Source organism: Streptomyces sp. NPDC001443 (assembly GCF_053597355.1).
Window position 1 is genome coordinate 46,198 of record NZ_JBSFIA010000044.1, and the last position, 19,514, is coordinate 65,711.

Sequence of the window (19,514 nt, forward strand, 5' to 3'; positions counted from 1 at the left end):
ACGAACGACCCTAGGAGTGCCCGTGATCCGCCACCTGGTCCTCTTCAAGCTCGACGAGGGCGTGGAACGCGACGACCCGCGCGTCGTGGCGGGCGTCGCCGCCTTCCGCGCGCTCGACGGCCAGATCGACGAGCTGCGCTTCTGGGAGCTCGGCTGGAACACCAGCGACCGGCCCATCGCCTACGACTTCGCGATCAACTCGGCGGTCGAGGACGCGGACGCCCTCAAGCGCTACCTGGAACACCCGGCCCACCAGGCCGGCGTCGCCCTCTGGCGGGAGTTCGCCACCTGGGTGATCGCGGACTACACGTTCTGAGCCGTCGGCCCCACGCACACACGAACAGCCCCGCGAAGCCCCGCATCGGAGCGAACGTTGCGGGGCTTTCCGGTGCCCTCTGTGTCAACTCGCCCTCAACACGGCATTATGCGGTGCTTGCACACTGTGCACATGTCTTGTGATGCTATGACCGCTTTTGACGGATGATTGACCGATGAAGAGGTGGCGTTGACCGTGTCGGCCAGTACTGCGCCGCCCCAGGAGGAGACCGCCATCCGGGAGACGACCTCCGCGACGACCTTCGCGACACCCCCGGCCGCTGGGACCTCTCCTGCCCCGGGGGCACCCGGCGTGCCGGCAACACCAGGAGCACCGGCGGGCCCTGAGGACCCCGAGGGCTCCGGGAGCCCGGAGACCCCCGTCCCGGCCCCGGAGAAGCGCCGCGGCGCCGACACCCGGGCACTCACCCAGGTGCTCTTCTCCCAGCTCAAGGAGCTTCAGCCGGGTACGCCGGAGCACAACCGGGTGCGCGGGGCGCTCATCGAGGCCAATCTCCCGCTCGTGCGCTACGCCGCCGCCCGCTTCCGCAGCCGCAACGAGCCGATGGAGGACGTCGTCCAGGTCGGCACCATCGGGCTCATCAACGCCATCGACCGCTTCGACCCGGAGCGGGGCGTGCAGTTCCCGACGTTCGCGATGCCGACGGTCGTCGGCGAGATCAAACGATACTTCCGGGACAACGTCCGCACGGTCCACGTACCGCGCCGGCTGCATGAGCTGTGGGTGCAGGTCAACAGCGCGACCGAGGACCTGACCACCGCCTTCGGCCGCATCCCGACCACCGCCGAGATCGCCGAACGGCTGCGCATCGGCGAGGACGAGGTGCTGTCCTGCATCGAGGCCGGGCGGTCGTACCACGCCACCTCGCTGGAGGCCGCGCAGGAGGGCGACGGGCTGCCCGGGCTGCTCGACCGGCTCGGCTACGAGGATCCGGCGCTGGACGGCGTCGAGCACCGCGACCTGGTCCGCCACCTCCTGGTCCAACTACCCGAACGCGAACAGCGAATCCTGCTGCTGCGCTACTACAGCAATCTGACCCAGTCGCAGATCAGCGCGGAGCTCGGCGTCTCCCAGATGCACGTCTCACGGCTGCTGGCGCGCAGCTTCCAGCGACTGCGCTCCGCGAACCGCATCGAGGCGTGACCGCGCACCGGCCCACGACCGGCCCGCGCACCGGATCACGGCACGACCGCGCACCGGATCACGGCACGACCGCGCACCGGATCACGGCACGACCGCGCACCGGATCACGGCACGGGCGCACCGGACACGGGATCAAGGCATAACCGCACGCGGGATCGAACGGTCACCTTCGAGAGCGAATCGCTCACCAGGGGCGTTCCCGACAGTTGTGCGGTGAAAGATCGTCAGACCCCGTCTTTCCAGGGCTGATTCGTTACTCACATGTCGACATGTCACTACAGCGCGTTGCCGACATGTGACATTCTGCGGGAAGAGCGTTTGCCGCGGCTCCGGCTCCGGTATTCAGGTGAAAGCTGATGTTCCTCGCCGGAACTTCCGCCGCGACCGTCCCGCGACCCAAAGGGGGTGGCATGTCCGAAGACCAGGGCAGCTCGAAGGTGCTCACACTCACGAAGAGTGCTGAGGCGCCCGTCGTGCCCGACGTGCTCGACGCCGTTACGGCCCTCGAGGCAGTGCCGGCCCCGGCGCTCCCCACCTCGGGAGCGATCGACACCCGCACCCTCTCCCGCTCGCTCTTCCTGCGGCTCGCCGCCCTCGACGAGGAGAGCCCCGAGCGCGCGTACGTCCGGGACACCCTGATCGAGCTCAACCTCCCGCTGGTGCGCTACGCGGCCGCCCGCTTCCGCTCCCGCAACGAGCCGATGGAGGACATCGTCCAGGTCGGCACCATCGGCCTGATCAAGGCGATCGACCGGTTCGACTGCGAACGCGGGGTGGAGTTCCCGACCTTCGCGATGCCGACGGTCGTCGGCGAGATCAAGCGGTTCTTCCGCGACACCTCGTGGTCGGTGCGGGTGCCGCGCCGCCTCCAGGAGCTGCGGCTGGCCCTCACCAAGGCCAGCGACGAGCTCTCCCAGAAGCTGGACCGTTCCCCCACCGTCACCGAACTCGCCGCCGTCCTGGGCGTGTCGGAGGAGGACGTCGTCGACGGCCTCGCGGTGGGCAACGCGTACACGGCGTCGTCGCTGGACTCCCCGGCCCCCGAGGACGACGGCGGCGAGGGCTCCCTGGCCGACCGTCTCGGCTACGAGGACACCGCGCTGGAGGGCGTGGAGTACCGGGAGTCCCTGAAGCCGCTGCTGGCCAAGCTCCCCTCCCGGGAGCGGCGCATCATCATGCTGCGCTTCTTCGCCAACATGACCCAGTCGCAGATCGGCGAGGAGGTCGGCATCTCCCAGATGCACGTCTCCCGGCTGCTCACCCGGACGCTGGCACAGCTGCGCGAGGGGCTCATCTCGGACTGAGTCCGCCCGGGTCGCGAGGCTTCCTCTTTGCCGGAGCGTCGGTCACCATGGCGCGATGCTTCGAGCGACACGGGCTGCACGGGTTGAACGAGCTGTACGGGCCGTACGGAAGGTACGGACGACATCGACATCCGGCCGCCGGGGCGCCGCACTGGGCGCGTCGGCGGCCGTCGTCGTCTGTCTGGGCGCGGTGCTGGGCTCCTGCGGGAGCGACGGGGGCGGCGGGGGTTACGCCGCGGTCGGTGCGGGCGGAGGTCCGTCACCGGCGCCGGGCGGTGCGGTGCGGCCGACGGGAGACGTGACGCTGGTGCCGCTCGACGGGACCGGCGGCCGGGACGGCTCGCCGAGTGCCGAGGACGGTCCGAGGGACGGCCGCGCGGCCGGCTCCGGGCCGGGCACCACGACCGGAAGGGTGGGCTCCGCATCCGACGGCTCTCCCGCGGGCGGCTCCTCGGCCGGCAGCGGCATGGCCGGTGACGCGGGATCCTCCGGTGGCACGAGCCCCGGGGCACCGCCGTCCGTCCCGGCCGGATCCGGTACGAGCTCCCACCCGCCGTCGGCACCCTCTGCGCCCACCGCGTCCGCCGCACCCGCCGCCCTGAGCGTGGGCGAGCCGGTGCGTACGGCGGCGGACGAGCGGTGGTGCGAGAAGGTGAGCCTCGCGCTGCGCAACACCGGCGGAACCGAGGTGCGTTCGGGCACGGTGACCTTCGGGACGCACATCATCGGCGCGCTGGGCGTCGACTGGGCCACGATCGGGTCGACCGTGGGGCTTCCGGTCCCGATCGAGGCCGGCGCCCGCCAGGAGCGGACCTGGACGGTGTGCGTCGACGCGTGGCGCGTGCCGCTCGGGATGCACGTGGAGACGCGGGACGTGTCCGTCGAATGGGAGTGACGGACACGACGGACGTGACGGTTGGAACGGATGCGGTAGCGGTGGTGGGGGCGGGGGTGGTGGTCCGGCCTACTTGAGGGCGAGCCAGGCCACCGCGGCGACGATCGCGACGGCGACGACGACGCCCACGATCAGGCCGATACGGGGACCGCCCGAGGAGGCCACCGCCTGCTGCTGACGGCCCTGGGGGGCCTCGTCGACGAACGCGCGGAACATCTGGGTGCTGCCGGCGGGGTCGTGGTTGCCCTGCGGGTTCTGGGAGTTAGCCATGGGCCAGGACACTAGCGAATTCGGCGGGTCCGGCCCAAGTGGGGGCTCCGGTCCCGGACCCTCCCCCCGTCACCCGGACCCACCTGCGGATTTACGTTAGCAATACTTGCCTTTGCCAAGTTTTGAGCCCACACCCCGCCGTTTTATTTGCCTGTAGCAACCAACATCCCTATGGTTGCCCTAAGCAACGAATACCGGAGGTGTGATGGCCGAGCAGGCGCAGTTCCAGGAGCTGGCCCATCAGCTCAGCGCCGTCGGAGCCGTGAAACGGGACCTCGGGCGGATCCTGCCGCACGACTGCCCGGCCGGCTCGGCGGCCGTGCTGACGCTGCTCGGCCGTCATGGAGACATGCGCATGAGCAAGCTCGCCGAGCTGCTCGCCGTGGACATGTCGGTCACCAGCCGGCACGTCGCGCACGTCGCCGAGCGGGGCTGGATCGACCGGTCCCCCGACCCGGCGGACAAGCGCTCGCGCATCCTGCACCTCACGGACACGGGCCGCGACCAGCTCGACACGCTGTACCGGCGGAGCACCCAGTTGCTCGCCGACCGGCTGAGCGACTGGACCGACGACGAGGTCGGACAGCTCATAGGGCTGATGACACGCCTGAGAGCGAGCTTCGGCGACTGCCGCTCCTCGCCCCGGCTGCCGCCTCCCGCACTCGAGACGACCACCCGTACACCCGCAAGCACGTAAGAGAAGGAAGCCCATGGCAACGACCACACCAGCCGGTGTGCGGGCTCACGCCAAGCACGGGGGAGGCTCCTCCGACGCCCCGATGACCCACCGGCAGATCATGGAGGCGCTCTCCGGGCTGCTGCTCGGCATGTTCGTGGCGATCCTGTCGTCCACGATCGTCTCCAACGCCCTGCCCAAGATCATCGGAGACCTGGGCGGCGGCCAGTCCGCCTACACCTGGGTCGTCACCGCCTCGCTGCTGGCGATGACCGCGACCACCCCCCTGTGGGGCAAGCTGTCCGACCTGTACAGCAAGAAGGCGCTCGTCCAGATAGCGCTGATCATCTACGTGCTGGGATCGGCCGCCGCCGGTCTGTCGCAGAACCCCGGCATGCTCATCGCCTGCCGTGTCGTCCAGGGCGTCGGTGTCGGCGGTCTGTCCGCCCTCGCCCAGATCGTCATGGCCGCGATGATCTCCCCGCGTGAGCGCGGACGTTACTCCGGCTACCTGGGCGCCACGTTCGCGGTCGCGACCGTCGGCGGCCCGCTGCTCGGCGGCGTGATCACCGACACCGACTGGCTCGGCTGGCGCTGGTGCTTCTACGTCGGCGTGCCCTTCGCGGTCATCGCGCTGATCGTGCTGCAGAAGACCCTGCACCTGCCCGTCGTCAAGCGCCAGGTCAAGGTCGACTGGAGCGGCGCGTTCTTCATCTCCGCCGCGGTCTCGCTGCTGCTGGTCTGGGTCACCTTCGCCGGTGACAAGTACGACTGGATCTCGTGGCAGACGTGGACGATGGTCGGCGGCTCGATCGTCCTCGGACTGCTGTTCGTCCTGGTCGAGTCGAAGGCCAGCGAGCCGATCATCCCGCTGCGCCTGTTCCGCAACCGCACCATCACCCTGTCGTCGCTCGCCTCGCTCTTCGTCGGTGTCGCGATGTTCAGCGGCACGGTCTTCTTCAGCCAGTACTTCCAGCTGGCCCGCGACAAGTCCCCGACGATGTCCGGCGTCCTGACCATCCCGATGATCGGCGGTCTGTTCGTCTCCTCCACCGTGTCCGGCCAGTTCATCACCCGGACCGGCAAGTGGAAGGCGTGGCTGGTCAGCGGTGGTGTGCTGGTGACGGCCGGTCTCGGTCTGCTGGGCACCATCCGGTACGACACGGACTACTGGAAGATGGCCGTCTTCATGGCCATGCTGGGCCTCGGCATCGGCATGATGATGCAGAACCTGGTCCTGGCCACGCAGAACCAGGTGGCGCCCTCCGACATCGGCGCGGCGAGCTCCACGGTCACCTTCTTCCGTTCCCTCGGCGGCGCGATCGGCGTCTCCGCGCTCGGCGCGGTCATGGCCCACCGCATCACCGACTACGTCATGGACGGCCTGCGCGGCCTCGGCCCGCAGTACGCCGCCGCCGCGTCCAACTCCACCGGCAGCATCCCCGACATGGACACGCTGCCCGCGCCGCTGCGCACCGTCATGGAGAGCGCGTACGGCCACGGCATCGCGGACGTCTTCCTGATCGCGGCCGGTCTGGCACTGCTCGCCTTCCTCATCACGCTGTTCATCAAGGAGGTCCCGCTGCGCAGCAAGGGCTCCCTGGCGCAGGCCGCCTCGGAGGACTCCGCCGCCGAGGCCCCGGCCGAGGTCGCGTCCCCGGCCGAGGAGAGCGCTCCGGCCCCGGCCGCCGCTCCCGAGCCCGCCCTCGCGCAGACCGGTCCCGAGGGCACGCAGCGCCTGGCCGCGGTCGCCACGCCGGCCGCAGGCGAGGCCACGGGCGGCGGCACCCCGGTGCGCGGCTTCGTGCGCGGCGCCGAGAGCACGCCCGTCCCGCGGGCCGCGGTCACGCTGATCTCCCTGGCGGGACAGCAGCTGGGCCGGTCGGTCGCGCAGGCCGACGGCTCCTACGCGGTGGACGCGCCCGGCACGGGCTCGTACGTCCTGATCGCCTCCGCCGACGGCTACCAGCCGCAGGCCTCCACGATCGTCGTGGACGGCGAGCCGGTGGCGTACGACATCCTGCTCAGCGGCACCAGCGGGCTCACCGGTGTCGTCCGCGAGGCCGAGAGCGCGCTGCCGGTCAAGGACGCGATGGTGATCGTCACCGATGTGCGCGGGGACCTGCTGGCCACCGCCGCCACCGGTGAGCAGGGCGAGTTCTCCTTCGCCGAGCTGGTGCCCGGCACGGTGACCCTCGCCGTCAACGCCGACGGCCACCGGCCCCGCGCCCTGCCCGTCGAGGTGGGCGGCACCGGCGTCACCCGGATCGAGATCGACCTCGCCCCGGGCGCCCGGCTCCAGGGTGTGGTGCGGGCCCCGCAGGGTCCGTTGGCCGATGCCCGCGTCACGCTGGTGGACGCGGCGGGCAACGTGGTCGGCACGGCCACCACCGGGACGGACGGCGCGTACGCCTTCACCGACCTGGACGGCGGCGATTACACCGTGATCGCGACGGGCTACCCGCCGGTGGCCACCGCGCTGAAGGTCGCCGGTCCCGGCGTCGACGGACACGACATCCGGCTCGCCCACCCCGGCGAGTAGTCACACTCCGGCCCGTGGCGGTCGGCGCGCCCGGAGCGGCGGCGCGCCCCTGCCACGGGCCGGTTTCATTACGACCAATTTCTGATGCTTTGCAGGGAGAAAACGGGATGGGACTGACCGCGAGGATCCGCACCCGGGACGGATGGGCCGTGTCGCACGCGGTCGTCACGGTGACCGACATGACCGGCAGCCAGGTGCTGCGGGCCGAGGCGGACGCCGAGGGCGCGGTGCGGGACGCGAACCCGCTGGTGCCGGGGGCGTACACGGTGATCGTCACGGCCGTCGGGTACGCGCCGGCCGCCGCGAGCGCGATCGTCACCGCGAGCGGGCGGGCCGAGGTCGGGACGGTGACGCTGGCCCGGCAGGGCGGCACCGAGCTGCCGCCGCCGGGGCCGTGGACCGTCGACCCGGCGCACTCCACGGTCGGCGCGATCGCCCAGCACCTGGGCATCTCCAGCGTGCGCGGCCGGTTCACGGAGTTCGCGGCCACGGTGGAGATCGCCCCGGACGACGTCACCAAGTCCCGGGTCGAGGCGGTGATCCGCGCCGCCTCCATCGACACCGGCAACGGGACGCGCGACGCCCACCTGCGTTCCGCGGACTTCCTGGACGCCGAGGTCTTCCCCGAGATCACCTTCCGCTCCACCGGCCTGACGGCGGCGGGCTCCGACCGCTGGACCGTCCACGGCGAGCTGGCCATGCGCGGGGTCGTACGGCCCGTCGACCTGGACCTCGCCTACCTCGGCACCGGCTCCGACCCGTGGGGCGGCACCCGGGCCGCCTTCCGGGCGACCACGGAGCTGCACCGCGAGGACTTCGCCATGAACTACAACCAGGTCGTCCAGGCGGGCATCGCGGCCATCGGCACCACTCTCAGGATCGAGCTGGACATCCAGGCGGTGCAGGGCGAGTCGCTGCCACAGGCCTGACCGCGGCCGGACGGGCCGGGCTCGCGAGACCCGGCTCAGGAACGGGGGTTCGCGTTCACGACCGTGCGGGCGAGGTCGCGCAGCTTGATGTTCTCGCGCTGCGAGGCGCGTACCAGACTGTCGAACGCCTCCGCCGCGTCGATGTTCAGACGCTCCATCAGAATGCCGGTGGCCTGGCCGATCAGGTCCCTGGTGCGCATGGCCTCGGTGAGCTGCTCGCGCACGGTCGCCGAGTCGAGGGCCAGGCCGACGTGCGCGGTGAACAGCCGGCCGACGCGGGTGGTGGCCTCGTCGAAGGTGCGCGGCTTGCGGGCGTACACGGTCAGCACGGTCAGGCGCTGCCGGTCGGCCCGCAGCCGCAGCGCCAGCGCCGAACGCAGCCCGAGACCGGCCAGCTCGGCGTCGCCCTCGCCCTCGCCGTCCACGGACTCGCTGTCGTCGAGGCGTACGACCGGTGTGTTCCACAACCGGTGCCAGTACGGTCGTTCGGCACCGGACCGTGCCGGGGACTCGGCGGCACGGACGACGTCGTCGGACCAGGCGACCGCGTGCCTGCGGTCGGCGCCGTCGAGCACCGAGATCCCCGCGTGCTCGGCCCCGGGCAGCAGGTGCACGGCCAGCCGGACCGCGGTGCGCAGGGTGCCGTGCGGGGTGTCCGTGTCGTGCAGCTGCCGAGCCGCCGTCGTCAGGGCCTCGGCCAGCTCGAAGCCGACCGGAAATCGGGGCAATTCAGAAAACTCGGACGCAGTCACCACGAACCTCTTCGGCATGCACGACCGACCGGTCGCGCGCAGGAGAGCTCCGCAGCACATTCCCGACTGCGAGCAAAGGACGAAGAGCACTTTATCCGCTCCGTCGGGCAGAGGTGACGCCCGGCTGACGGGGCGTCCGGCCGCCCTTTCACAGCGGCCGCGGGCATGGTGGAATGGGCGGCAGGTCAGGAAGTGGCCTCCCCGGAGTCCGGACGAGTACGCCTTCTGCCAGGTGAGTGACGTGACCTACCTCCCGACACCCTGCCGGGTGCGCGACCTGCCCGGCTGCACCTTGTTGACCCTTCCCCCGGAAATGGACCTCTCCAACGCGACCGCGGTGTTCGACGCCGTCGCCGACGCCGTGCATGCCCGTGGCGACCGGCTGGCCATGCTGATTCTGGACCTCACCGGCACCCGTTTCATGGACTCCCAGGGCGCCCGCCTGGTCGACGACGTACGCCGGCTGCTGGGCCCAGGGGTCCCGCTCCGGGTCGCCGCCTCACCCTCAGGGGTGCCGCGCCGCGTACTGGAGCTGACCGGGGTACGCCGCGACGTGCCCGTGTACGACGACGCGTCGCAGGCCCGGTCGGCCTGAGCCGCTGTCCTAGGCTGGCTCCATGGCACCGAACATCGCGACCAACACCTCCGTGACGCTGGACGAGTTGCTCGACTTCGTACGTCCCCGCCATCGCGCCCTGCTGCTGACCCGGCGGGCCGACGGCGGTCCCCAGGGATCGCCGCTGACCTGCGGGGTCGACGACTCGGGCCGGATCGTGGTCTCCACCTACCCGGAGCGGGCCAAGACCCGCAACGCCCGGCGGGACGACCGGGTCAGCGTGATCGTGCTCAGCGACGAATGGAACGGCCCCTGGGTCCAGGTCGACGGCACGGCCGAGGTCATCGACAGCCCCGACTCCGTGGAGCCCCTGGTCGAGTACTACCGCAACATCGCCGGCGAGCACCCCGACTGGGACGAGTACCGGGCCGCGATGGTCAAGCAGGGCAAGTCGATCATCCGGATCACCCCGGAGCGCTGGGGCCCGGTGGCGACCGGTGGCTTCCCGGCACGGCTCGCGCCCGAGGAGTAGCGGGCCGGGCGAGCGGGCCCAGGTCAGCCGCGTTCCACCATCGCCTCGATGCCCGCCACCAGCAGGTCCAGGGCGAAGGCGAAGTCGCGGTCCAGCATCTCCGCGACCGTGTCGCCGCCGCGGGCGGCCATCAGGTCCCGGGACTCCTGGATCACGTCGGCGGAGTCCGGGGCCTCGTCCGCCGCGCTCATGGCCTGCCGGAAGTAGTCGTCCGGGCCGACACCGGCGTCGGCGACGCGAGCGAGGAAATGGCCCTCGATCGTGCCGTAGCCGTACACGAACTGGAAGACGGCGGAGATCGCGCCCGTGACGCGGTGCGCGGGCAGCCCCGTGCGACGCACGACGCGCTGCACCTGGCGGGAGAAGGCCATCGAGTTGGGGCCGATGTTGAAGTACCGCCCGGCGAGCGGCGACAGCCAGGGGTGCCGCACCAGCAGCGCCCGGTACCCGGCGGCCAGTGTCCGCAGCCCGTCGCGCCAGTCCTTCGCGTCCCCGGCGTCCGGATCGGGCAGGTCCAGCTCGCCGAAGGCCGCGTCCAGGGCGAGTTCGAGGAGGTCGTCCTTGGTGTCGACGTACCAGTAGACGGACATCGCGGTCACGTTGAGCTCGGCGGCCAGCCGCCGCATGGAGAACCTGGCCAGCCCCTCGGCGTCCAGGAGGCGGACCGTGGCCTCGGTGATGCGGTCGCGGTCGAGACCCGACGGCTGGCCGCTCCCGCGGCCGCCCCGGCGCGCCTTGCCCGCCAGCCACACACTGCTGCGCGCGGGTCGCTCGGGCGCCTGCTCGCCCTGCTCCGCACGCTCGTCCCGCCCGCTCTGTTCCGCCTGCTCCATGCGCACCTTCCTCGACACTCCCACGGCCCGGCACGATGCCGGGCGGGGCACCTCGGCCCGCCCCCCGGTCCGTGGACCGGCCGGAGCCAGGGCCTACGCCGTCACCACCTCCGAGTCTGCCCGCTCCGCCCGGTGCAACAACGCCGCGGCCAGGAACCCGCCGAGCAGCACGGCCACCGCGCCCACCAGCTGGCTGGCCTGGAGTCCGGACGAGAACGCGTCGGTGACCCGGGTCCGCTCCCGCTCCCCGTCGGCGGCCGCCAGCGCCGCGGGCAGCGAACTCGCCGCCACCGGCACCAGCGCCGCGAAACGGGAGTTGAGCACCGCGCCCAGGACGGCGACGCCCAGCCCGTTGCCGAACTCGGCGAGCGTGCCGTTGATCCCGGCACCGACGCCGGCCTTCTCCGGCGGTATCGCGCTCATGATGGCGTGCGCCATGGCGGGGTTGGCGACCGCGCAGCCCGCGCCGATGAGCAGCAGGCCCAGCAGCGTGCCCGCGTACCCGTGGGCGGCGAGCGTGGCGATCGACACCAGGCCGCCGGACATCAGCGCCATGCCCAGCGCGATCGACACCGGCGTGCCGAGCCGCTTCGTCCACTTCGCCGAGAGGCCGGAGAAGTTCAGGACGACGACGGACAGCGCGAGCGGCGCGGTGCGCAGCCCAGCCTCCAGGGGGCCGTACCCGAGGACGAACTGGAGGTGCTGGGTGAGCAGGAACAGCGCGCCGCCCATGCCGAACGTGATCAGGACCGCGCCGGCCACCGCACCGCTGAAGCGGCGGTCGCGGAAGAACTCCATGTCGAGCATCGGTTCCTGGACCCGGCTCTCCCAGTGGGCGAACAGGGCGAGGACGGTCACCGCGACGGCCGCGCTCACCAGCACCCGGGCCGAGGTCCAGCCGTGCGACGGGCCGGAGATGATCGCGAATACCAGCGAGGTCATCCCGATCGTGGACAGCAGGGCGCCGAGCAGGTCCGGGCGCTCGCCCCGGGGGTTCCTGGACTCGGGGACCAGGGCCACGGCCGCGGCCAGGCCGAGCGCCGCGACCGGCAGGTTGATCAGGAAGACGGTGCCCCACCGGAAGTGGTCGAGCACGAAGCCGCCGATGAGCGGCCCGGCCGCGAAGCCGAGGGCGTTGACCGCGGCCCAGATGCCGATCGCCCTTGCGTGCTCCTCGGGGGCGAAGATCTGCATCACCACGGCCAGCGTGGTGGTCAGCAGCAGCGCGCCGCCGACACCCATGCCGGCCCGCGCGGCGATCAACTGGCCGGTGGAGTCGGCGAGTCCGGCCACCAGCGAGCCCGCGCCGAACAGGACGAGCCCGGTGACCAGCATCTTCTTGCGACCGTAGCGGTCGGCCGCGCTGCCCGCGGTGAGCAGCAGTCCCGACTGCACGAGCGAGTAGGCGTTGATCATCCACTGGATGTCGGAGGTGCTCGCGCCCAGTTCACGGGTGAGCGAGGGGATCGCGACGTTCAGCACGGTGTTGTCGAGCAGCACGGTGAGCTGCGCCAGACATATGACACCGAGTATCAGCCAGCGCTGGGGGTGGCTCTGCGGAGTGGACATGCTCTACACCGTAGAACAGCTCCCATACGGCGTACAGCGAGTATCGGACGAACACGGGAAGGGGCGGTGGCCGTCGGCCACCGCCCCTTCCCGTCCCGCTGGAGCGTCAGCCGCTCGCCTTCTTCGTCAGGTCGTAGAAGGTGGCCGAACCGACCGTCACCTTCTTGAAGTTGCTCTCGACCCACGAGGAGATCTGCGAGGCGGTGCCGTTGCCGCTGCCACCCATGCCACCGCCGGAGCCGCCGGAGATGAAGTAGTGGATCTTTCCGTCCGCCACGTACTTCTTGAACTGGGCCGGCGTCGGGGACGGGTCGGTGCCGTTGAAGCCGCCGATGGCCATCACCGGCTCGCCGGTGGCGAGCTGGTAGCTCGCGGCGTTCTGGGAGCCGACGGACGCGGCGACCCAGGTGTACGAGCCGGCGTTCTTCTCCAGCAGCGCCTTCGCCTCGGAGGAGACGCTCGCGCCGTTCAGCAGGCCGCCGACGCCACCGCCGCCACCCATGCCGCCGCCCTCGAACGTCCCGCCGCCACCGGGGAAGCCGTTGCCGTTCTGCTGGCCCTGGCCCTGACCTTGGCCCTGGCCCTGGCCCGGCATGCCGCCGCCGGGGAAGCCGCCGGTGCCGCCGGTGCCGCCGCCCGGGAAGCCGTTGCCGTTCTGGTTGGTGCCGTTGCCCTGCTGCCCCTGCGTGTTGCCGCCACCGGGGAAGCCGCCGAAGCCGCCCCGGCCACCGCCACCGCCGCCACGCCCCGGACCGCCACCCATCATGCTCGCGCCGGCCGGACCGGCGGTGACGATGGAGCCGGTGTGCCCCTCCTGGAGCGTGCTGAGGGTGTACGCCGTCGGGCCGGCCAGCGCCGCCGCGACGCTCACGGCCGCCGCCGCGAGGGCCGTCCGGCGCGGCACCCGGCCCGCGAAGACCAGACCGAGCGCGCCGGCCAGGCCGCCGACCAGGACCAGCCACTTCAGCCAGGGCAGATAGTCCGAGGTGCGGTTGAGCAGGACGTAGCCCCACACCGCGGCCGCCACCACCGAGGCCGCGAGGGTGATCGACACCCAGGTCCGCTCGCGCCGCTCCCACAGCAGGCCCGCGCCCATGCCGATCACGGCCGCGAGGTAGGGGGCGAGGGCCACCGTGTAGTACTGGTGGAAGATGCCCGCCATGTAGCTGAAGACGGCCACGGTCATCAGCAGCGAGCCGCCCCACACCAGGAACGACCCGCGGGTCACGGACGTCCGCGGGAACCTGCGCGTCGCCACCAGGCCCGCGACCAGCAGGACCAGCGCGGCCGGCAGCAGCCAGGAGATCTGGCCGCCGATCTCGGAGTTGAACATCCGGTCCCAGCCGGTCTCGCCCCACTGCCCGGTGCCGCCACCGCCACCGCCGCCGACACTGCCGGTCTCGTCGCCGCTGAGGCGGCCCAGGCCGTTGTAGCCGAAGGTCAGCTCCAGGAAGCTGTTGTTCTGCGAACCGCCGATGTACGGGCGGGAGGACGCCGGCCACAGCTCGACGATCGCCACCCACCAGCCGCCGGAGACGATCAGCGCGCCGGTCGCCAGGGCGAGCTGCCCGAGCCGCTTCTTCAGCGGCACCGGCGCGCAGACGGCGTACACGATCGCCAGCGGCGGCAGGATCAGGAAGGCCTGGAGGGTCTTGGCGAGGAAGGCGAGACCGATCGCCGCACCGGCCCACAGCAGCCACTTCGTGCGGCCGTCCTCCAGGGCGCGGACGACGAGGTGACAGGCGACGGCCATCAGCAGCGCCAGCATGGCGTCCGGGTTGTTGAACCGGAACATCAGCGCCGCGACCGGGGTGAGCGCGAGCACGGCGCCCGCCAGCAGTCCGGCCCCGGGGCCGGACCGGCGGCGCACGGACGCGTACACGACGGCGACGGTGGCGACGCCCATCAGCACCTCGGGGACGAGGATCGCCCACGAGTTCAGGCCGAAGATCCGCACCGCCAGCTCCATCGGCCACAGCGAGGCCGGGGGCTTGTCGACGGTGATGGCGTTGCCCGCGTCCAGCGAGCCGAAGAAGAACGCCTTCCAGCTCTTGCTGCCGGCCTGGACCGCCGCGGAATAGAAGGAGTTGGCGTAGCCGGAGGCGCTCAGGTCGTACAGGTAGAGCAGCCCGGTCGCCAGCAGCAGGCCGAGGAAGGCCGGGCGCACCCAGCGGGGGTCCTCGGGGCGGCCGCGCCACACTCTCCGTACGAAGGGCTGCTTCGGCTCGCCGCCCGCGGGGGCGAGCGCCGGCCCGGCGGCCGGGTCCGCGGCCGGGGCGACGGCGGGGGCCACCGGCACGGCGGCGGCCGGGTCCACGGGAGGGGCGGTCGGGGGCGGCCCCCAGGCCGGGGGAGCGCCTTCCCGGTCGGTCGTACGGTCGGCCGTCGGACCGGCCGCCCGGTCGTAGTCGGTGGTCATCGGGAGTCCCCCGGGTCGGTGTCGTAGGGGCGCGTCGGCTGGAGCCGCATGGTCGCGTCCCGCCAGGTGCCGTCCGCGGCTTCACCGGCGCGGAACAGGGTCGGGTCGTACGGAGTCGGGTCGTACGGAGTCGGGTACGACTGCTGCTGTTCCGGCCGGCGCTGGGGCAGCGGGGCGTACGGGCCGCCGGAGTGCTGCGCGGCCCGTGCCGTGGCGTGGGCCGGAGCGGACGGGGTGTGGGAGGCGACGACCGTCGAGAGGACGTCGGCCTCGCGCCGGTCCGGGAACACCCACGCGCGGAAGAGCAGGAAGCGCAGCACGGTCGCGGCGAGGTTGGCGGCGATCAGCACCGCGAGCTCGGTGGAGTGCGCCGGGTCGGACGTCGCCGCGCCGAGGGCGGCCAGCGAACCACTGGTCAGCGCGAGACCGATGCCGAAGACGACCAGGCCCTGCGCCTGGTGCCGGACCGCGCCGCCTCGGCCGCGCACCCCGAAGGTCAGACGCCGGTTGGCGGCCGTGTTGGCGATCGCCGAGACCAGCAGCGCGAGCGCGTTGGCGGTCTGCGAACCGCCGAAGCTGCGGAAGGCGCTGTAGAGCAGCAGGTAGAACAGGGTCGACAGGCCTCCGACGACACAGAACCCGACGAGCTGGCGGGCCAGCCCCCTGGGCACGTCCTCGATGTCGCGGTCGCGCGGGTCGTCGCCGAACGGCCGGGTCAGCCGGTCCAGCGGGAGCGAGCCGGTGGCCAGGGCCTTGCCCACCCGCCACACGCCCTTCAGGTCGTCGGTCGCCGTCTTCACGATGTGCACCGTGGAGTCGGGGTCGTCGACCCAGTCGACGGGCACCTCGTGGATCCGCAGCCCGGCACGCTCGGCGAGCACCAGCATCTCGGTGTCGAAGAACCAGCCGGTGTCCTCCACCAGCGGCAGCAGCACCTGGGCGACATCGCGGCGGATCGCCTTGAAACCGCACTGCGCGTCCGAGAAGCGGGCCTGGAGCGAACCGCGCAGGATCAGGTTGTACGAGCGGCTGATGAACTCGCGCTTGGCGCCGCGCACCACCCGCGAGCTGCGGGCCAGCCGTGACCCGATCGCGAGGTCCGAGTGGCCCGAGATCAGCGGGGCCACCAGCGGCAGCAGCGCGTTGAGGTCGGTGGACAGGTCCACGTCCATGTAGGCGAGGATCGGCGCGTCCGAGGCCGACCAGACGGTCCGCAGCGCCCGGCCGCGGCCCTTCTGCTCCAGCCGGAAGGCCTTCACCTCCGGCAGCTGCGCCGCCAGCCGCGAGGACACCTGCGGGGTCGTGTCCGTCGACGCGTTGTCCGCGATGGTGATGCGGAACGGGTACGGGAACGTGCGCTTGAGGTGTTCGTGCAGTCTGACGACGCACGGCTGGAGGTCCTTCTCCTCGTTGTAGACGGGGATCACTACGTCCAGGACCGGCGTACCGGCGGCCGCGGCCGGGAGGTGTTCCCGCGCCGGCAGGTTGCCGGGAGAAGAATCGGTTCGCATGACAACGACTGTTGTCAAGCGCCCTGTTGCACCCATGTGCTGGCACTGTGCTGAACCTGTGAGTCGAGTTGCCAGTTCGTTTCGGGCGCGGGGTGCGGGACGGCGGGGCCGAGAGCGGGCAGATGGACGGTGAACACCGTCCGCCCGGGCACGCTGTCGACGGTCACGGCACCGCCGTGCGCGGTCGCCACGGCCTGCACGATGGCCAGGCCCAGACCGGTCGAGCCGGTGGCGCGGGAGCGCGCCGAGTCGCCTCGCGCGAACCGTTCGAAGACGTGCGGGAGCAGGTCCGGCGGGATGCCCTGGCCGTTGTCCTGGACGTCCACGCACAGCCACGGCCCGCGCCGCTGCACGCGTGCGGTGACGGTCGTGCCGGGCGGGGTGTGGGTGCGCGCGTTCGCCAGCAGGTTGACCAGCACCTGTTGCAGCCGGGCCGCGTCCGCGGACACCAGCGCGGGCTCGTCGGGCAGCTCCAGCCGCCAGACGTGGTCCCGGCCCGCCGCGCGGGCGTCGCTGATGGTGTCGACCACGAGCGGTACGAGGTCGGTCTGCTCGAACTGGAGCGGCCGGCCCGCGTCCAGGCGGGCGAGCAGCAGCAGGTCCTCGACCAGCAGCGTCATCCGGCCCGCCTCGGACTCGATGCGGTGCAGCGCGTGCCGGGTGTCGGGCCCGACCTGCTCGCGTCCGCGCCGGGTGAGCTCGGCGTAGCCGCGGATGGAGGCCAGCGGGGTGCGCAGCTCGTGGCTGGCGTCCGCGACGAACTGCCGTACCCGCATCTCGCTCTGCTGACGGGCGTGCAGGGCGCCGTGGACGTGGTTCAGCATCCGGTTCAGCGCGGCGCCGACCTGCCCGACCTCGGTGTGCGGATCGGTCTCGGACTCGGCGACCCGCTCGCTGAGGTTGACCTCGCCGGTGTGCAGGGGGAGTTCGGAGACCCGGGTGGCGGTGGCGGCGACCTTGCGCAGCGGGCGGGTGGCCAGCCCGACGATGACGTAACCGGCGATGCCCGCGGCGAAGAGACCCGCCGCGGTGATGCTCACCTCGACCAGGACGAGCGTGTTGATGGTGTTGCTGACGTCGGTGGTCGGCAGCGCGACGTAGAACGTGCCGCCGTCCCTGCTGCTGCTGTACTCGACGCGGTACTCCCCGAGCCCCGGGATGTCCACGGAGTGCGCCCGGCCGTCCCTGGGCGCCTTGGCCAGGGCGGCCTTCTGCGCCGCGGTGAGACCGGCGGCGCTCATCTCACTGAAGATGCCGTTGCTGTCGGTCTTCTGCTTGGAGATGACCGCGGTGGTGATCGTGCCGTTCTTCACGTAGGCCGCTATGGTCTCGGGCTGCGTGGGCACCTGCTTGGCGAAGTTCTTGACCTTGTCGCTGCCGGAGAGGCCGAAGTCCGAGGCACCGGCCGGACCCGTCGGACCGCCGGGGTCCTTGTCGCCCGTCGGCATGCGCCCGCCCACCACCCGCATGGTGGTGTCGTGCAGCTTGCCGTCCAGCTGCTCGTACAGGTGCGAGCGCAGCGCCAGGGTCGTCACCGTACCGATCACGGTGCACACCACGGCGATGAGCGCCACCGCCGAGACCACCAGCCGCGACCGCAGGGTCCGCGGGGTGCGCTGCCTCTTCTGCTTCTGTCGCTGTCTCTGCCTGCTCATCGCGCTGCCTTCACCGAAGCGTCCGCAAGGGTCTCGGGGTCGTTGCGCCTGGGCTCACGACCGGATGGAGCCGGGGCTCACGACCGGATGGAGGAGCGACCTGGGGACGCTCCTCCATGACATGACGGCAGGCACGAGGTTCGACGGCCCACCGGTCACCGGACTCAGCCGGCCGGTTTGATCAGGTACCCGGCACCGCGCCGGGTGTGGATCATGGGCTCCCGGCCGGCGTCGATCTTGCGTCGCAGGTACGAGATGTAGAGCTCGACCACGTTGGCCTGGCCGCCGAAGTCGTAGGACCACACGCGGTCCAGGATCTGGGCCTTGCTCAGCACCCGGCGGGGATTGCGCATCAGGAAGCGCAGCAGCTCGAACTCGGTGGCGGTCAGGTGGATGCCGTCCCCGGCCCGCGACACCTCGTGGCTGTCCTCGTCGAGGGTGAGGTCGCCGACGACGAGCACGGAGTCCGAGCGCCGGTCGGCGGCACCGGAGCGGCGGATCAGTCCGCGCAGCCGCGCCACGACCTCTTCGAGGCTGAAGGGCTTGGTGACGTAGTCGTCGCCGCCGGCCGTGAGCCCGGCGATCCGGTCCTCGACCGCGTCCTTGGCGGTGAGGAACAGCACCGGCACGTCGGGCAGTTCACGGCGCAGGCGCCCGAGGACGGTCAGCCCGTCCATGTCGGGCAGCATCATGTCCAGGACCACCGCGTCCGGCCGGAACTCGCGGGCGGTCTGGATCGCGCCCGTCCCGTCACCCGCGCTCCGGATCTGCCAGCCCTCGTATCGCAGGGCCATGGACAGGAGTTCGGTGATCGACAACTCGTCGTCCACCACAAGCACGCGGACGGGGCTCCCGTCCGGCCTCAGCAGTTCGGTGCGCCCCTGGGGCGAGGTCGTGGTCATGGTGGACACCATGTCCGGGTCCTCTGAGAGCACGCTTTCACTAATCTGTGATTTCCCTAAGAAACTCACAGGAGCCTCTCAGGGAAGCCTTGGGTGATTCCTTGCCTGACCGGCCGCCCCGAGGCGCCGGACGGGTGCCGGACGGTCGCGGCGAAGGGGAGAGCGCTTACAGCGCGGTCCGCTCCGGCCGTTCGAACCCATGACTGTGTTCGACTCTGGCGATGTGCAGGCAGTACCGCTCGTACCAGTGCTCCCGCCCGTGCTCCTTGGCCGCCCGGTGCTCCGCATGGGTGCGCCACCGCTCGATGCCGGCCGTATCCCGGAAGTAGGCGACGGTGATGGAGAGCCCGCCGGGCGTACGGGCCGAATCCTCGCCGAGGAACCCCGGGATCTCCTTGACGAGCTCCCCGAGCCGCTCGGCGGTGGCGTCGTATCCGTCCGCGTCGCCGTGGGTGCGGACGGAGGTGAAGACGACTGCGTAGTAAGGGGGTTGGCGGACAGGGACGGGGGCGACGGCGGGTGCCGGGAGGGGCGCGGGGACGGGCGGGGACGCGGGCGCGGACCCGGGCGCGACGACGGGTACTGCGGTGTGATCGCTCATGCCGTCCACGATCACCCGTGGCGCCGCACCCCATCCAGGGCCCTTGCCGAAAGGGATCCCGGAGGGATCCAACTCTTTACCTCTGCCG

The 19,514-nt window shown here is 71.6% G+C and carries 18 protein-coding genes; 9 read left to right on the forward strand and 9 right to left on the reverse strand.

Annotated elements, in window-relative coordinates:
* The first annotated feature begins 22 nt into the window (after window positions 1–22).
* The 4 genes from ACWC24_RS34455 to ACWC24_RS34470 all read left to right on the forward strand — a co-directional run bounded on the left by ACWC24_RS34455 (window position 23) and on the right by ACWC24_RS34470 (window position 3,679).
* A complete protein-coding gene (locus tag ACWC24_RS34455) occupies window positions 23–316 on the forward strand; it encodes a Dabb family protein (protein WP_450666832.1) in 294 nt (97 codons plus the stop codon).
* A gap of 195 nt (window positions 317–511) precedes the next feature.
* Window positions 512–1,480 (forward strand): SigB/SigF/SigG family RNA polymerase sigma factor, encoded by a 969-nt coding sequence (locus ACWC24_RS34460; RefSeq protein WP_450666833.1) that lies wholly within the window; start codon window positions 512–514, stop codon window positions 1,478–1,480.
* A 410-nt stretch (window positions 1,481–1,890) separates the two neighbouring features.
* Window positions 1,891–2,784 (forward strand): RNA polymerase sigma factor SigF, encoded by an 894-nt coding sequence (locus ACWC24_RS34465; RefSeq protein ID WP_152893627.1) that lies wholly within the window; start codon window positions 1,891–1,893, stop codon window positions 2,782–2,784.
* A 298-nt stretch (window positions 2,785–3,082) separates the two neighbouring features.
* On the forward strand, window positions 3,083–3,679 hold the full coding sequence (locus ACWC24_RS34470; RefSeq protein ID WP_450666834.1) for a hypothetical protein: 597 nt from the start codon (window positions 3,083–3,085) through the stop codon (window positions 3,677–3,679).
* A gap of 69 nt (window positions 3,680–3,748) precedes the next feature.
* Here the strand turns inward: ACWC24_RS34470 and ACWC24_RS34475 are convergent, their stop codons facing one another.
* Window positions 3,749–3,949, reverse strand: a complete 201-nt coding sequence (locus ACWC24_RS34475) for a hypothetical protein (RefSeq protein WP_450666835.1) — start codon at window positions 3,947–3,949, stop codon at window positions 3,749–3,751.
* Between the two features lie 205 nt (window positions 3,950–4,154).
* On the opposite strand from ACWC24_RS34475, the gene ACWC24_RS34480 reads away from it, so the two are divergent.
* The 3 genes from ACWC24_RS34480 (at window position 4,155) to ACWC24_RS34490 (ending at window position 8,096) form a co-directional block, all read left to right on the forward strand.
* Window positions 4,155–4,646 (forward strand): MarR family winged helix-turn-helix transcriptional regulator, encoded by a 492-nt coding sequence (locus tag ACWC24_RS34480; protein ID WP_450666836.1) that lies wholly within the window; start codon window positions 4,155–4,157, stop codon window positions 4,644–4,646.
* 13 nt (window positions 4,647–4,659) lie between these two features.
* Window positions 4,660–7,167 carry an MFS transporter gene (locus ACWC24_RS34485; protein ID WP_450666837.1) on the forward strand — a complete coding sequence of 836 codons (2,508 nt, stop codon included), beginning with the start codon at window positions 4,660–4,662 and terminating at the stop codon, window positions 7,165–7,167.
* Window positions 7,168–7,274: 107 nt separating this feature from the next.
* Window positions 7,275–8,096 carry a YceI family protein gene (locus tag ACWC24_RS34490; protein ID WP_450666838.1) on the forward strand — a complete coding sequence of 274 codons (822 nt, stop codon included), beginning with the start codon at window positions 7,275–7,277 and terminating at the stop codon, window positions 8,094–8,096.
* A gap of 35 nt (window positions 8,097–8,131) precedes the next feature.
* Here the strand turns inward: ACWC24_RS34490 and ACWC24_RS34495 are convergent, their stop codons facing one another.
* Entirely contained in the window at window positions 8,132–8,866 is a 735-nt protein-coding gene (locus tag ACWC24_RS34495) for a GAF and ANTAR domain-containing protein (protein ID WP_450666839.1), read from the reverse strand.
* A 223-nt stretch (window positions 8,867–9,089) separates the two neighbouring features.
* On the opposite strand from ACWC24_RS34495, the gene ACWC24_RS34500 reads away from it, so the two are divergent.
* Together ACWC24_RS34500 and ACWC24_RS34505 are read left to right on the forward strand one after the other, a co-directional pair.
* Window positions 9,090–9,443: an STAS domain-containing protein gene (locus ACWC24_RS34500; protein WP_450666840.1), complete on the forward strand. Its 354-nt coding sequence runs from the start codon at window positions 9,090–9,092 to the stop codon at window positions 9,441–9,443.
* A gap of 22 nt (window positions 9,444–9,465) precedes the next feature.
* On the forward strand, window positions 9,466–9,936 hold the full coding sequence (locus ACWC24_RS34505; protein WP_450666841.1) for a PPOX class F420-dependent oxidoreductase: 471 nt from the start codon (window positions 9,466–9,468) through the stop codon (window positions 9,934–9,936).
* A gap of 23 nt (window positions 9,937–9,959) precedes the next feature.
* On the opposite strand, the gene ACWC24_RS34510 is transcribed toward ACWC24_RS34505, so the two are convergent.
* The 7 genes from ACWC24_RS34510 to ACWC24_RS34540 all read right to left on the reverse strand — a co-directional run bounded on the left by ACWC24_RS34510 (window position 9,960) and on the right by ACWC24_RS34540 (window position 19,426).
* Window positions 9,960–10,769: a TetR/AcrR family transcriptional regulator gene (locus ACWC24_RS34510; protein ID WP_450666842.1), complete on the reverse strand. Its 810-nt coding sequence runs from the start codon at window positions 10,767–10,769 to the stop codon at window positions 9,960–9,962.
* 93 nt (window positions 10,770–10,862) lie between these two features.
* On the reverse strand, window positions 10,863–12,338 hold the full coding sequence (locus tag ACWC24_RS34515) for an MFS transporter (protein WP_450666843.1): 1,476 nt from the start codon (window positions 12,336–12,338) through the stop codon (window positions 10,863–10,865).
* A gap of 106 nt (window positions 12,339–12,444) precedes the next feature.
* Window positions 12,445–14,757, reverse strand: coding sequence for a glycosyltransferase family 39 protein (locus tag ACWC24_RS34520; protein WP_450666844.1), 2,313 nt, complete (start codon window positions 14,755–14,757; stop codon window positions 12,445–12,447).
* A complete protein-coding gene (locus ACWC24_RS34525; protein WP_450666845.1) occupies window positions 14,754–16,268 on the reverse strand; it encodes a glycosyltransferase in 1,515 nt (504 codons plus the stop codon). The genes ACWC24_RS34520 and ACWC24_RS34525 overlap by 4 nt, the downstream gene beginning before the upstream one ends.
* Before the next feature lie 14 nt (window positions 16,269–16,282).
* The gene (locus ACWC24_RS34530; RefSeq protein ID WP_450666846.1) at window positions 16,283–17,923 is read right to left on the reverse strand and encodes a sensor histidine kinase; all 1,641 of its coding nucleotides are present in this window, start codon (window positions 17,921–17,923) and stop codon (window positions 16,283–16,285) included.
* A 164-nt stretch (window positions 17,924–18,087) separates the two neighbouring features.
* Window positions 18,088–18,825, reverse strand: coding sequence for a response regulator transcription factor (locus ACWC24_RS34535; protein WP_351603491.1), 738 nt, complete (start codon window positions 18,823–18,825; stop codon window positions 18,088–18,090).
* 166 nt (window positions 18,826–18,991) lie between these two features.
* Window positions 18,992–19,426 carry an antibiotic biosynthesis monooxygenase family protein gene (locus ACWC24_RS34540; protein WP_450666847.1) on the reverse strand — a complete coding sequence of 145 codons (435 nt, stop codon included), beginning with the start codon at window positions 19,424–19,426 and terminating at the stop codon, window positions 18,992–18,994.
* Window positions 19,427–19,514: the final 88 nt, after the last annotated feature.

What these genes read in the sequence shown, in the direction of transcription:
- ACWC24_RS34465 (WP_152893627.1), top strand. Translation starts at nt 1,891, where the DNA reads ATGTCCGAAGACCAGGGCAGCTCGAAGGTGCTCACACTCACGAAGAGT.
- ACWC24_RS34475 (WP_450666835.1), bottom strand. Translation starts at nt 3,949, where the DNA reads ATGGCTAACTCCCAGAACCCGCAGGGCAACCACGACCCCGCCGGCAGC.
- ACWC24_RS34480 (WP_450666836.1), top strand. Translation starts at nt 4,155, where the DNA reads ATGGCCGAGCAGGCGCAGTTCCAGGAGCTGGCCCATCAGCTCAGCGCC.
- ACWC24_RS34485 (WP_450666837.1), top strand. Translation starts at nt 4,660, where the DNA reads ATGGCAACGACCACACCAGCCGGTGTGCGGGCTCACGCCAAGCACGGG.
- ACWC24_RS34490 (WP_450666838.1), top strand. Translation starts at nt 7,275, where the DNA reads ATGGGACTGACCGCGAGGATCCGCACCCGGGACGGATGGGCCGTGTCG.
- ACWC24_RS34495 (WP_450666839.1), bottom strand. Translation starts at nt 8,866, where the DNA reads ATGCCGAAGAGGTTCGTGGTGACTGCGTCCGAGTTTTCTGAATTGCCC.
- ACWC24_RS34505 (WP_450666841.1), top strand. Translation starts at nt 9,466, where the DNA reads ATGGCACCGAACATCGCGACCAACACCTCCGTGACGCTGGACGAGTTG.
- ACWC24_RS34510 (WP_450666842.1), bottom strand. Translation starts at nt 10,769, where the DNA reads ATGGAGCAGGCGGAACAGAGCGGGCGGGACGAGCGTGCGGAGCAGGGC.
- ACWC24_RS34515 (WP_450666843.1), bottom strand. Translation starts at nt 12,338, where the DNA reads ATGTCCACTCCGCAGAGCCACCCCCAGCGCTGGCTGATACTCGGTGTC.
- ACWC24_RS34520 (WP_450666844.1), bottom strand. Translation starts at nt 14,757, where the DNA reads ATGACCACCGACTACGACCGGGCGGCCGGTCCGACGGCCGACCGTACG.
- ACWC24_RS34525 (WP_450666845.1), bottom strand. Translation starts at nt 16,268, where the DNA reads ATGCGAACCGATTCTTCTCCCGGCAACCTGCCGGCGCGGGAACACCTC.
- ACWC24_RS34530 (WP_450666846.1), bottom strand. Translation starts at nt 17,923, where the DNA reads ATGAGCAGGCAGAGACAGCGACAGAAGCAGAAGAGGCAGCGCACCCCG.
- ACWC24_RS34535 (WP_351603491.1), bottom strand. Translation starts at nt 18,825, where the DNA reads ATGACCACGACCTCGCCCCAGGGGCGCACCGAACTGCTGAGGCCGGAC.
- ACWC24_RS34540 (WP_450666847.1), bottom strand. Translation starts at nt 19,426, where the DNA reads ATGAGCGATCACACCGCAGTACCCGTCGTCGCGCCCGGGTCCGCGCCC.